This is a genomic window from Mycobacterium sp. GA-1841 (genome assembly GCF_001954135.1).
GTDB lineage: Bacteria > Actinomycetota > Actinomycetes > Mycobacteriales > Mycobacteriaceae > Mycobacterium.
On the sequence record NZ_MBEQ01000009.1, the window covers coordinates 54946 to 68462 of the forward strand.

The 13517-nt window shown below is 65.3% G+C and carries 10 protein-coding genes; 6 read left to right on the plus strand and 4 right to left on the minus strand.

Going from position 1 to position 13517, the window contains the following annotated elements; translation table 11 throughout:
* The first annotated feature begins 27 nt into the window (after positions 1-27).
* Positions 28-996, plus strand: coding sequence for a cutinase family protein (locus A5740_RS01460; protein WP_076190886.1), 969 nt, complete (start codon positions 28-30; stop codon positions 994-996).
* 7 nt (positions 997-1003) lie between these two features.
* On the opposite strand, the gene A5740_RS01465 is transcribed toward A5740_RS01460, so the two are convergent.
* Positions 1004-2239 carry a sensor histidine kinase gene (locus A5740_RS01465; RefSeq protein ID WP_076190888.1) on the minus strand — a complete coding sequence of 412 codons (1236 nt, stop codon included), beginning with the start codon at positions 2237-2239 and terminating at the stop codon, positions 1004-1006.
* Between the two features lie 116 nt (positions 2240-2355).
* Here A5740_RS01465 and A5740_RS01470 point away from each other — a divergent pair, with 116 nt between their 5' ends.
* From A5740_RS01470 to A5740_RS01480, 3 genes are all read left to right on the plus strand, one after another.
* The gene (locus tag A5740_RS01470; RefSeq protein WP_076191216.1) at positions 2356-3135 is read left to right on the plus strand and encodes a TIGR02206 family membrane protein; all 780 of its coding nucleotides are present in this window, start codon (positions 2356-2358) and stop codon (positions 3133-3135) included.
* Between the two features lie 162 nt (positions 3136-3297).
* A complete protein-coding gene (locus A5740_RS01475; RefSeq protein ID WP_076190889.1) occupies positions 3298-6150 on the plus strand; it encodes an RND family transporter in 2853 nt (950 codons plus the stop codon).
* 412 nt (positions 6151-6562) lie between these two features.
* Complete coding sequence (locus A5740_RS01480) at positions 6563-7969, plus strand: DUF4185 domain-containing protein (protein WP_076190891.1); 1407 nt, start codon at positions 6563-6565, stop codon at positions 7967-7969.
* Here A5740_RS01480 and A5740_RS01485 read toward each other — a convergent pair.
* Positions 7941-8609, minus strand: coding sequence for a TetR/AcrR family transcriptional regulator (locus tag A5740_RS01485; RefSeq protein ID WP_076190892.1), 669 nt, complete (start codon positions 8607-8609; stop codon positions 7941-7943). The genes A5740_RS01480 and A5740_RS01485 overlap by 29 nt on opposite strands.
* Positions 8606-9943 carry an aromatic ring-hydroxylating dioxygenase subunit alpha gene (locus A5740_RS01490; RefSeq protein WP_076190894.1) on the minus strand — a complete coding sequence of 446 codons (1338 nt, stop codon included), beginning with the start codon at positions 9941-9943 and terminating at the stop codon, positions 8606-8608. Before A5740_RS01490 ends, A5740_RS01485 begins: the two co-directional genes overlap by 4 nt.
* A 53-nt stretch (positions 9944-9996) precedes the next feature.
* Between A5740_RS01490 and A5740_RS01495 the strand changes: the two genes are divergently transcribed.
* Positions 9997-11805 carry an amidohydrolase family protein gene (locus A5740_RS01495; RefSeq protein ID WP_254849044.1) on the plus strand — a complete coding sequence of 603 codons (1809 nt, stop codon included), beginning with the start codon at positions 9997-9999 and terminating at the stop codon, positions 11803-11805.
* Positions 11806-11823: 18 nt separating this feature from the next.
* Positions 11824-12837, plus strand: a complete 1014-nt coding sequence (locus A5740_RS01500) for an alpha/beta fold hydrolase (protein WP_076190896.1) — start codon at positions 11824-11826, stop codon at positions 12835-12837.
* On the opposite strand, the gene A5740_RS01505 is transcribed toward A5740_RS01500, so the two are convergent.
* Entirely contained in the window at positions 12782-13399 is a 618-nt protein-coding gene (locus A5740_RS01505) for a TetR/AcrR family transcriptional regulator (RefSeq protein WP_076190897.1), read from the minus strand. The two genes, A5740_RS01500 and A5740_RS01505, sit on opposite strands and share 56 nt — an antisense overlap.
* Positions 13400-13517: the final 118 nt, after the last annotated feature.

Sequence of the window (13517 nt, forward strand, 5' to 3'; positions counted from 1 at the left end):
CGTTCGGGCCACACGTTAGATTGAGTCATGTTTTCTCGCCGCATACTCAGCCCCGGTAGGGGCAGTGCGCGGTCAGGTGGTCGCTGGGTCGGGCTTGGCGCTGCTGCACTTCTCGTCGCGGGCGTTCCGCTCGTCGCTCTCACCGCACTGCCGGTGGCCTCTGCCGCCGACTGCGCCGACGCCGAGGTCGTCTTCGCTCGCGGTACCGATGAGCCGCCCGGTATGGGCCGCGTCGGTGATGCCTTCGTCGACTCACTGCGCAAGCAGGCCGTGGGCCTGACCATCAACACCTACGGGGTGAACTACAAGGCGTCCAAGCTGCAGCTGCACGGCGGTGACGGGGCCAAGGACGCGGTTTCCCACATCAAGTCCACGTTGTCCTCCTGCCCGGACACCCAGATCGTGCTCGGCGGCTATTCGCAGGGGGCGAGCGTGATCAACATCGTGGCGGGCAACCCGCTGGGCGGAATCAAATGGGGCGATGGGCTGCCGGCGGAGTATGCCGACAACGTCGCGGCGATCACGACCTTCGGCGACGTGGGCACCCGCACCAAGCAATCGATAGCAACCCAGAGCGCGCTGTACGGTGCCAAGGCGATCGACCTGTGCAACCCGATGGACCCGATCTGTCACGAGGGCCAGGGCAACGAATGGAGCGGACACACCGAGGGCTACGTCCCGGTGTACACCACCCAGGCGGCGGCGTTCGCCGCGGCCAAGTTGCTGGCCGGCTCGAATCAGTCGGTGCCGGGGTACGGGCCGGCGCTGCCCGATTACGGGTACGGTCCGACGCTTCCGGACTATGGACGGACGTCACCGGGCTATGGCCCGACGCCGGGATACGGGCCGACCCCTGGCTATGACCCCAGCACATCCCTGCACGGCCCGCAGCCGGGGTACAGCCCCGAGACACCGGGGTACGGGCAGCAGCCGGCCGGGGCCGCGCCGTCGACGCCGGTGCCCACCTCACCGTCATCCGAAATCGGCTTGGTCTGAGCGGTTTTCACACCGCTGCCGGCGAGGGAAGCGAAATCGCGATCTCGGTGCCGCAGGCGTCGTGCACGTCGAGCACCCCACCGAGCGCCAACACCTTGGCGCGGATCGACGCGAATCCGATGTGACCGGTTTCCACGCTCAGCGCGAGGCGTTCCGGTTGGATGCCCACACCGTCGTCGGCGACGCACAGCGTGGCGCGCCCGGGGGACCGGTGCAGGCTGAATCTCAGGTTGTCGGCCTTGGCATGTTTGATCGCGTTCGTCGAAAACTCGCGCGCCGCACTGTAGAGCAGATGATCGGCGTCGGTACGCAGATCATCGGGCCAGTTGTCGAAGTCCAGATGCACGGCCAGGGTGGTGCGTGCCGCGATGCCGTCGGCCAGCGAGGTGATGGCGGCGCGGAGACCGGCTCGGGCAAGCACTTCGGGGTGCAGTTCACGGACCACATCGCGAAGCAGTCGCGAGCACTCACCGAGCGCCATGTCCACGCGGTCCATCGATTCGGCGGATCCTTCGCGCACCTCTTCCATCTCCCGGCGTGATGCCAGGACATACTGCAGCGCTCCATCGTGCAGCCGTTCGGACAGGGTTTGTCTCTCGCGCTTTTCCAGGGTGACGATCTCTTCGAGCAGGTGGCTACGCTCCTGGGCCAACCGGGCGATCGTCCGCTCTTTCGACTGTTGAATCCACGACAGCGTGACCGACCCGGCGGCCAACCCGAACAACAAGCCGGTGGTCGTGAGAATCGACCCCCACGGCTCATCTCCGTTGGCCTCCTGGTTCACCCAGAGCACGGCGACGTATGCCGCGACGGTGGGGACGGCGATCACCGCACTGACGAACGGATCGAGCTGCGCCGCCGCGATCAGCGGGATCAGAAACAGCCCGTAATGGAGCACGTCGGAGGTCCAGGTATCGGGTGAGCTGAGGCCGGATTCCACCGAAAGTGCCGACACCACAGCGACATCCGCGCACAACATGAGCAGTGCAATCCAACGCCGGCCCTCGGTCCCGGCCCGGTTGAACGGCCGCAGCGCCCAGACGCCCCAAATGGCGATTGCCACCAGGTAGCCGATCCAGAGCAGGGCGTAGGGCCAGCGGTAGGTTTCGGGTGGTTGCAGGAACAACGCGAAGAAGACGGACGCGGCCAACAGGATTCGCAGGGCGAATTGCAGCAGCAGCCCGCGAAAAGCTGCGCCCTTCCAGCGTTGCTCCAAAGCCGTTGCCGCCGCGCGCTTGACCATCTTCTACTCCCGTCAACCGCAAGGTCCGGCAGGAGTATAGGGCGATCCGAACAGGTCCTGAGGCAGGTTGACGAAGTTTGCCTGCCCAGCCGGAATGCCGGAACATGCGATCATGGATGACGGGTCCCGGGTGTGGCGAAACGGGGGAGGTGATCGAACTGTTGACCGCACAACGTGAATTCACGGCCTACGGCCCGTCGCATCTGGTCGTGCTGGCGGTGTTCGCCCTGGGCGCAGTGCTTCTGGTCGTGCTCGGCCGCCGGCAGAACGAGGACCAGGCCCGGATTCTGCGCCGCGTACTGGCCGGGCTGCTCGTCGCGGCCTTCACAGTGGCGTTGGCCTACAAGCTGATCGTGCCCGACATCGACACCTCGATTCCCCTGCAGTTGTGTGATCTTGCCGAGCTCGCGGCCGCCTATGCCTTGTGGACGCAACGCCATTGGGCATTCGTGCTCACCTACTACTGGGGGCTGGTCCTGAGCTCGCAGGCGCTGCTCACCCCGGACATCGGTACACCGCGCGAAGGCGCCCCCGATTTTCCGCACCACCTCTTCATCACGTTCTTCATGCTGCATGTACTCGTGGTGTGGGCGGCGATCTACCTCACCTGGGGACGTGGCAGCCGACCGCGCTGGCGCGACTACCGCTTCGCCGTCGCGTTGACGCTCGGGTGGATGGCTTTCACGTTAGCCTTCAACGCGATTGCCGGGACCAACTACGGCTATCTCAACCACAAGCCGCCCACCGCCTCGGTGCTGGACGTACTCGGCCCCTGGCCGGTGTACCTGCTGGTCGAGATCGCGGTGGTCATGGCGGTGTGGGCGCTGCTGACCTGGCCGTGGGAGAGATCGCGGCGAAGCTGTGAAGATGCTGTCAATCGACGACGGAATCAGTGATTGACAGCGTCACTTTGACGGGCTACGTATATTACGCGCGACGGTGTTTTTGTATCGTTTGCGACCTGTCCCACGGGGCGGCAGAGGCCTGATCGAAGGGGCAGTTGTGCACACCACGGCACCGAATCCAGGCGCGGCCCGTCGGGCCGCGTCGAGCGGCCGATGAGCGCCCACGGCAAAGGCGCGAAAGGCACGCGCATTGCGCGGGTTGTCCATGCGATGGCCGTGCCCATCCTGCTCGGCTGGGTGGCCCTGACCGTCCTGACGAACGTTCTGGTGCCGCCGCTGGAGAAGGTCGGCGAGGAGAACACCGTCGGTCTGAGCGCCCAAGACGCCCCAGCCATGATCGCCATGCGCAAGATCGGCAGTGACTTCCAGGAGTTCGATTCCGACAGCAGTGCGATGGTGGTGCTGGAGGGCGAGCAACCGCTCGGCGACGATGCCCACCACTATTACGACGGCATCGTCGACAAACTTGAGGCCGACACCGCCCACGTCCAGCACGTCGCCGACTTCTGGGGCGATCCACTGACCGCGTCGGGCGCGCAGAGCAACGACGGCAAGTCCGCCTACGTCCAGGTGCACCTGCGGGGCAACCAAGGTGAGACGCTGGCCAACGAATCGGTGGCCGCGGTTCGCGACATCGTCGCGCAGTCGTCGCCGCCGCCCGGCGTCAGTGTGTTTGTGACCGGTGGAGCGCCGCTGGTGTCGGATCAACACCACGCCGGTGACAAGAGCGTCGCGCGGGTCACCGCCATCACGCTGGTGGTCATCGCCGTGATGCTGCTGATCGTCTACCGGTCGATCGCCACCATGATCCTGGTCCTGCTGATGGTGTTCCTCGAACTCGGTGCCGCCCGGGGGATCGTGGCGTTCTTGGCGCACAACGGGGTCATCGGGTTGTCGACGTTTGCGGTGAACCTGCTGACCTTGATGGTGATCGCCGCTGGAACCGACTACGCCATCTTTGTGATCGGCCGGTATCAAGAAGCCCGCGGTGCCGGTGAAGACCGGGAGACCGCCTACTACACCATGTTTGGCGGTACCTCTCATGTGGTGCTGGGCTCGGGCATGACGATCGCCGGCGCAATGCTGTGCCTCAGCTTCACCCGGTTGCCGTATTTCCAGACCATGGGTGTGCCCTGTGCGGTGGGTACCTTTGTGGCCGTCGTCGCCGCCCTGACCATGGGCCCGGCGGTGATCGTGATCGGCAGCCGGTTCGGACGATTCGAGCCGAAGCGCAGTATTCGGTCGCGCGGCTGGCGCCGCGTCGGGATCGCCGTGGTGCGGTGGCCGGGTCCGATCCTCGTTGCGACGCTGGGCCTGGCACTCGTCGGCCTGCTCACCCTGCCGGGATACAAGACCAATTACGACGCGCGCCGGTACCTTCCCGCCGATCTGCCGGCCAATGTCGGCTATGTCGCGGCCGAACGTCATTTCAGCGCCGCGCGGATGAACCCGGAACTGCTGATGGTCGAGACCGACCGCGATCTGCGGAATCCGGCGGACTTCCTGATCATCGACAAGATCGCCAAGGGCATCGTGCGGGTGCCCGGGGTGTCTCGGGTGCAGGCGATCACCCGCCCCAACGGGCGCCCGATCGAGCACACCTCGATCCCGTTCCTGCTGAGCCGGCAGGGCACGACCAACACCATGAACCGCAAGTACATGCAGGACCGGATGGCCGACATGCTGGTTCAGGCCGACGAGATGCAGAAGACCATCGACACCATGGAGGCCATGTCGCGGCTGACCCAGCAGATGGCCGACATCACCCACTCCATGGTGGGCAAGACCAAGACGATGACCCTCGATATCGCCGAATTGCGCGAGAACATCGGCAATTTCGATGACTTCCTACGGCCCTTGCGCAATTACTTCTACTGGGAGCCGCACTGCGCCGACATCCCGCTGTGCTGGTCGCTGCGCTCGATTTTCGACACGCTCGACGGGATCGACGCGCTGACCGACGACGTCCAGCAGTTGGTACCCGAGCTGGAGCGGCTCGATTCCCTGATGCCGCAGTTGGTCACGCTGCTGCCACAGCAGATCGAGACCATGCGCACGATGAAGACGATGATGCTCACGCAGCGGGCCACCCAGGCGGGGCAACAGGATCAGATGGCCGCCATGCAGGAGAATTCGACGGCCATGGGCAAGGCCTTCGACGAGGCCCGCAATGACGATTCGTTCTATCTTCCGCCGGAAGCCTTCGATAACAAGGACTTCAAACGCGGAATGAAGAATTTCATCTCACCGGACGGAAAGTCGGTGCGGTTCATCATCAGCCATGAGGGTGATCCCGCGACACCGGAAGGCGTCGACCATGTGGACCCGATCAAGCTGGCCGCCAAGGAAGCGCTCAAGGGCACCCCGCTGGAAGGCTCGAAAATCTACCTGGCCGGCACCGCCGCCACCTATAAGGACATGCGGGACGGATCGTTCTATGACCTGTTGATCGCCGGGATTGCCGCGGTGTCATTGATTTTCATCATCATGCTGCTCATCACCCGAAGTGTGGTGGCCGCAGCGGTGATCGTCGGCACGGTGCTGCTGTCCCTGGGTGCGTCGTTCGGTTTGTCCGTGCTGCTCTGGCAGCATCTGCTCGGGTTGGAACTGCACTGGATGGTGCTGGCCATGTCGGTCATCCTGCTGCTGGCCGTCGGTTCCGATTACAACCTGCTGCTGGTCTCCCGGTTCAAAGAAGAGCTGCCCGGCGGATTGAAGACCGGCATCATCCGAGCGATGGCCGGTACCGGCTCGGTGGTGACCTCGGCGGGTCTGGTGTTCGCCTTCACCATGGCATCGTTCGCGTTCAGTGATCTCAAGGTGATGGCCCAGGTCGGCACCACCATTGCGCTCGGTTTGCTGTTCGACACGTTGATCGTGCGGTCGTTCATGACGCCGGCGATCGCGGCGTTGCTCGGGCGGTGGTTCTGGTGGCCGCAGGTGATCCAGTCGGCCGCATCCAAGCGGCGGCTGGCCGAGCTCGGAAATGCCACTGCCCACGCGTGAGCGGAGGCTCGCACGTGGGCAGTGGCTGAAAACTACTTCTTGTTGCCGCCGGGTCGAGGCGGTGGCGGCGGCTTGGCCTTCGTGGTCGGCTCGAATTTGCCGCCCTTTTTCGGATCGTATGTTCCGGCCATGGTGATCCCTCTCGTTCGGTTCGATAGTTCCACCACAACCCACCGTAGCGACGAACGTGGGCCCGCGCAGCGACTGTGCTCAACACGTGCTCGACACACGGACCGACAACCAACACGCCGGCTCGGTTGCGACACGGTCACGGGACGGTACCCATCCGTGCATCAGTGGTCACATCGACAACATTGATCACTAACGTCACAGCAGCCAACTGTGACGTCATGTCGACGTCCCTGTATTGGGAAGGTGTGACATGTCGCGACGTCCTCGAGGTGCTTCGACGATGGCAGCGGCGGCAGCGATCGGACTCGTGGTCGCGGTCGGCGTCGCGCCGACCGCGTCGGCCGAACCGTGTGAGGGGGCGGCCGCAGCGGCGCAACCACTTCCGAACCAGGCCTTCCAGATTCCCAAGCCGTCCAGGATCGCCCCGTTCAACCGGCCGATCGGTCACAAACCGGTCGGGGCCAATGACCAGGCACCGACACCCAAGCTCGGACAACTGCCGCTGGCGATCCTCAAGGCGCTGATCCCGAACACCGGCCAGGTCAGGCAGAAAGCCGCCGTCGTCCCCAAACCCAGTCCTGGTGGTACGCAACCGGTCCCGAATGCGGCCCAGCCGGCCCCGGTGCCGGCGGCACCGCAGCCGGCGCCCGCCGCGGCGGTACCGGCGCCGGGGCCGCCGCCGGGCACCTCGATCGTCGGATGGGTCACCGGCCCCGACAGTCCCAACGAGACGATCAAGCGTTTTGCCATCACCGGGACGGATCTCGGAATCATGTGGGACAACGGCGATCCGGTGAACCGCCAGGTGCTGATGGCCTTCGGTGATACCAACGGCTATTGCGGTATCCCTGGTAAGCAGTGGCGGTACAACGCGTTGTTCCGCAGTCAGGACGGGTCACTGTCGCGCACCGTCGCCGTGCCCGACGGCCAGGTGGCCAACAAGTACTCGGGTTCGCCGGTGTGGCGACAGGGCATCTCGAAGCAGATCATCAACAGCATCGGCCGGGCCCCGGAGGAGACGGGCGTCATCCCCACCGCGGGTATTGCCGTGGGCCGCAACCAGTATCTGAACTTCATGTCGATCCGAAACTGGGACAGCCCGGGAGCCTGGTCGACCAATTTCTCGGCGATCGCGATGTCGCCGGACAACGGTGAGAACTGGGGTGTGTACCCGGGGACCATCCGTACACCCGCGGGTGGCAACGAGAAGTTCCAGATGGGCGCGTTCCTCAAACCCGGCCCGGGGGACCCCTACATCTATTCGTTCGGCACTCCCAATGGCCGTGGCGGCTCGGCATACATTGCGCGGGTATCGCCGGCGTTCATCCCGGACCTCACCAAGTACGAATACTTCAACGCCGACAACAATGCCTGGGTGCCCGGTAACCCGGCGGCCGCCACACCGGTGATTCCGGGTCCGGTCAGCGAAATGTCCGCGCAGTACAACACCTATCTCAAGCAGTACCTGGTGCTGTACGGCAACGGGGCCAACGACGTGGTGATGCGAACGGCGCCGGCTCCGCAGGGTCCGTGGGGGCCGGAGCAACTGATCGTGCCCTCGTCGCAGATTCCCGGCGGTATCTATGCGCCGTATCTGCACCCGTGGTCCACGGGTCGGGAGCTCTATTACAACCTGTCGCTGTGGTCGGCCTACAACGTCATGTTGATGAAGACCGTGCTGCCCTGACCCGACGAGGCCGGGCCGGACCGTTGGACTGCACCAGCGGCGCCAACAACGCGTCGAGGCCGTACTCGAACACCGCGTCGTGGTCGGTAGGTGACTGCAAGGCCGCGACCAGTTCCTGATCGGGCCAGGCGGCCGTCCACAGTGAAGGATCTTCCTCCTGGTGCCGCGGCGCACGCACGGCCGAGAACTGCATCACCGCCGAGGAAATCACATGCATCTGCACGGCTCGCAACACCAGCGCGGCGCGGGTGCCGGTGACACCGATCTCGGACAGTTCGGCCGCGAGGCGCTGTTGAACCGGCAGGAACAACGTCGGTGTGCGGTCCCGCTCGTGGGCGATCGCCAGCAGATGTTGACGCTGGATCAGCAGGCTGCGTTGGTTGCGGGCCAGGGCGGCAATCCGATTCGCCGGGGTGTCGCCGTCCATCGGCAGACCGGCCATCTCGCCCAGTAGGCGGTCCACGAGGCTGTCGAAGAGGGCATCCCGACCGCCGACGTGCCAGTAGATCGAGGTGACCGCCACGCCGATGCGCTCGGCAAGGGCGCGCATCGAGAACGCCTCGACGCCGTTGGATTCGATGAGGTAGGCGGCCGCGTCGAGAATGATTTCGGCATCGATGGTCCGCTGCTTGCCGGTCACGAGGGCGCGGGAGCTTCGGTGATGCACTCGGTGTCGGAGAGATCGAGGTAACGCTCAAGGTTCCGGTGCATGTTGATGATTCGGCGTTCCTCGTTGGAGAGCACCAGATGGGTGAATCCGGGTTGGTGCATGCCGCGTTGCAACCCGGCCAGCACGGCGATGTCTTGGCTCATCACCAGGCCGGGATGTGCCTCCTCCGCGCCCACCCGGATATCGGCAGGCCTAGTCCGCGGCGCCTCCGGTGGCATACGGGCCATCAGCGTCATCACCAGGAGCCCACGGTCGGGATCGGTTCCGGGCAGCGAGGTCATCATCGTGAGGTGATCGGCGCTGGCGAGCAGCGTCATGTTGGGAAAGACGTTGTACTGGTGGAGCCGCATGACCTGGTCGGTGTCGGCCCAGTCGATGTCGACGCCGCGGCCCGCGGCGAATTCCTTGATCTTGGCGGCGATCACATCGGTCACCGATTGACCGGAAACTTGCTGGTCGTGTGGGAACGGGGTGCCTTCGGCCACACCCATCAGCGGGCCCTGGGTCGCAACGTAGGCGTCCCAGACGTCCTGATCGCTCAGGGCTTCCGACAGGCGGGGGCTCGGCACCCCGTAGAGCGATTCGGATTTACCGGTGTGGCCCCAGATGGTCTGCGGTGCGTAGACATCGTCCATGCACCGGTGCAGTTCGGGGTGCAGGGTCTGAACGTGGTAGGTCTCGCTGTATCCGTCGGCGATCGTCTTCCAGTTTGCCTCGACGTCGATGGTCATCGTTGCGTAGCAACGGAAGTCGCCTAGCCGGCACCAGGCGATGTCCTCGGGAACCTCCTCCAGGTATTCGGCCAGCGGCATCGCTGCGGGGTCGAGGTTGACGAAGACCAACCGCTCCCAGGTGTCCACCTGCACCGACGCGAGCGGGAACTCGGACATGTGTACCGTTCCGAAACCCTTGCGGTTCGGGACGCGTTGAAGGGTTCCGGCCAGATTCCAGGTCCAGCCGTGGTAGCCGCATCTCAGTTCCCGCAGGGATGAACCGCTGCCCGTGCACAGCGCGTTGCCGCGGTGTCGGCAGGCATTCTGAAACGCGCGCAGCACCCCGTCGTCGCCATGGATGATCAGCACCGAGTAGGGGCCGCAACGGTATTCGAAGTAATCACCCGGCTCGGCGACATGATCGACCGTGCATGCGGCCTGCCACACTCGCGGCCACATGCGCTCGACTTCGCGTCGGGCGAATTCCGGGGCGTAGTAGCGCTCGGCCGGGATCAGGGTGGGGCGCGCGGGCGGCTCACCGATGGCATCGGGCCCTCGCGCGTGGCCGGTGTGCGTGGAACTCACGGTCATCAAGGGACCTCCCGCTGAAAGGATCGAAAACCCGGCACGGCGGTTCTGTAACGGTGTTACATTGCCACCGTAGCGGCCCGGACGCCTCAAGGGAGCAAAACGTGTTCGATCTCAAGATCACCGGCGGCACGGTCGTCGACGGCACCGGCGCAGACCGGTTCACCGCCGACGTCGGCATCAAGGACGGCAAGATCGTCGCCGTGCATCGGCGCGGCCCGGACGATCCCGGTTTGTCCGGTGAAGCGGCCGAAACCATTGATGCAACAGGAAAGATCGTCGCGCCCGGGTTCGTCGACATCCACACGCACTACGACGGTCAGGTCAGCTGGGACGATGTGCTCGAGCCGTCGAGCAATCACGGTGTCACCACGGTCGTGGCGGGCAACTGCGGCGTCGGCTTCGCGCCGGTGCGGCCGGGACGTGAAGAGTGGCTGATCTCGCTGATGGAGGGGGTCGAGGACATCCCCGGCACCGCGTTGACCGAGGGCATCACCTGGGGGTGGGAGACCTTCGGTGAGTACCTGGAGGTGATCGGCAAGCGTGAGCTGTCGGTCGACATGGGCACCCAGATCGCCCACGGCGCGGTCCGCGCGTACGCGATGGGGGAGCGCGGTGCCCGGAACGAACCGGCCACACCCGAGGACATCAAGGCCATGGCCGCGCTGGTGCAAGAGGCGATCGAGGCTGGGGCGCTGGGCTTTTCGTCGTCGCGGACGCTGGCGCACCGGGCGATGGACGGGGAACCGGTGCCCGGTACGTTCGCCGCCGAAGATGAGCTCTTTGCCCTGGGCCGCGCCGCCGCAGCCGGTGGCGCCGCCGTGTTCGAACTGGCCCCGCAGGGTGCTGCCGGCGAGGACATCGTCGCGCCGAAGACCGAGCTGGAATGGATGCGCCGGCTCGGTGAGGAGATCGACTGCGCCCTGAGCTTCGCGTTGATCCAAGTCGACGCCGACCCCAACCTGTGGCGCGAACAGCTGGAGCTCTCGGCGGCGGCGCATCAGGCCGGCAGCCGGCTGTTCCCGCAAGTGGCGGCGCGTCCGTTCGGCATGCTGCTGGGCTTCCCGGGCCACCACGCCTTCACGCATCGGCCGACCTTCCGGCGGCTGAAGGCCGAATGCAGCCAGAACGAGCTGGCCGAGCGTCTGGCCGACCCCAAAGTACGGGCCGCGATCCTGGCCGAGGACGATCTGCCGATCGATCCGGACAAGTTGTTCGACGGCATGTTCATGCTGGCCCAGAATGTCGCTGATCGGCTGTATCACCTGGGGGAGCCACCAGATTACGAGCCGACCGACGAGCGCACGGTCGCCGCGATCGCCACGCAGCGTGGCATGGATCCGCTGGCGGCGATGTATGACCTGATGCTCGAGGCTGATGCCGGTGCGATGCTGATGTACCCGATGTTCAACTACGCCAACGGCAATCACGATGCGATCCGGGAGATGCTGACCCACCCGGCCGGCGTGCTGGGTCTGTCCGACGGCGGCGCACACTGCAGCATGATCTGTGACGCCTCGTATCCGACGTTCCTGTTGACCCACTGGGCCCGTGATCGGCACCGCGGCGAAAAGCTGTCGCTGGAATATGTGATCCGCAAGCAGGCCAACGACACTGCGCAACTGTTCGGCATGACCGACCGCGGCGTGATCGCCCAGGGTAAGAAAGCCGACCTGAATGTGATCGACATGGATGCCCTGACGTTGCATGCGCCGAGGATGGCCTACGATCTGCCGGCCGGCGGAAACCGGCTGGTGCAGGGCGCCAGTGGCTACGATGCCACGATCGTCAGCGGCACCGTCACGCGCCGCCGCGGCGCCGACACCGGTGCCCGCCCGGGTCGTCTGGTGCATGGGACACGTTGACCGGTAAGGTCTTTCGTCATGGCGGATTTCCGTTACGATCCGCGTCATCGCCCGGCTCAGCCTCCCGCGCCGCCCGCTGACGCATTCACCATCCACCGTGCCGTTGTCGCCGAAGACGTTTCGTTGGCGTTCGTCCGCGAAGGTATCGGCGGCGTGCCCCTGCTCCTGGTGCACGGGTATCCGGAGACCAAGCGGATCTGGTGGCGCAACATCGAGGCCCTGACCGCGCGCGGGTTCGAGGTCATCGTGCCGGATCTGCGTGGTATGGGGGACAGCTCGCTGCCGGCCGACGATCAGCATGACATCGTCACGTATTCGCGTGATCTCCATGCCCTGGTTCATGACGAGCTGGGGCACCAGACGTGTCTGATCGCGGCGAGTGATGTCGGCGCCGTCGTCAGCACCGACCTGATCCACCGGTATCCCGGATTCGTCACGGGTTTCTGTGTTTTCAACACCGTGCCGCCCATGGGTGTGGACTATTCAGGCATCCGCTCGCAGAATCCGGCCACGGTGGGCGCTGCGGCCGATCCGACCGGCGACTACCGCTGGATGCAGGGCGCCTTCCCCGACGATCTCGCCGCGATGCTGCCGACGCCCGAGGCACGGCGGCAGTGGGTGGCGGCGATGTACAGCAACAGGCTGTGGGGTGCGCCTTATGCGTTCAGCCAGGCGGACGTGGATTTCATGACCGAGCCGTATGCCGACGAGGCACGGCTGCGCGCTGGTTGGGCGTCCTATCAGTTGGCCTATGGCCGCGCCATGTCCGAGATCCCGCTGATGGCCGCAGTCGAGGTGCCCACCCTGGTGCTGTACGGCCCCGACGATCACGTGGTCGGTGAGGATTTCGTGCCCAGATGTGAGCGGGCATTCCCCAACCGCATTGGGCCACTGGTGGTTCCGGGAGCCGGTCACTTCCTGCAGTGGGAACGCGCCGACATCTTCAACCGGTTGATCCCCGCGGTGTTCGGTGACGTCATCGCGACCCATCGGACGGCTGAGCCAGAATCGCCCCACCCAGCCAGCGTCTGAGGAAACGCCGCAGCTCGTCCCGGCTGCGGCCGGGCTCATTGGGCGCGACGAAGAACGACAACATCGTGCGCAGCGTGAACTCGACGAGCTCGCGCAGCGCGGATTCGTCGTAGCCGTACTTTTCCCAGTCGACGTCGAAGCGCGTGATCATCCGCATGCCGAAGGTCTGTCCTTCGTCGGAAGCGACGTTGACCGAACTGGCTGCAACCTGCGGTCCGGACAGCATGATCCGCAGATGCGGTACCCGCGCGACCTCTTCCAAGGTGAACATGACGCCTTCGGTCATCGCCTCGGCCGGATCGGTGATGCCCTGCACGCTCGCGGCGAGCCGATCGAGTAAACCGTCGACCGTGGCGATGGCCGCGGCGTGCATCAGGGCCTCGGCGGTGGGGAAGTAGCGGTACACGGTCTGTCGGATGACCCCGAGGGAGGCTGCGACGTCGGCGATGCTGATCCCGGTGCCGGTCTCGGCGATCAACTGCACCGCGGCAGCGACGATGCGGGCCGAGGCCTCCTCGTCGCTGCCGGGCGGCCGCCCGTCCCACCCGCGCCTACGCGCCATGGTCGGGGGTTCTGGCCGGCAACATCCCTGCAGGATATCGCCACCCTGCCATTGACGGGTGACGTCGCCGTGTAGTAATCATACAAACGAGGCGCTGTTTGTATGATTGGTTGTGATC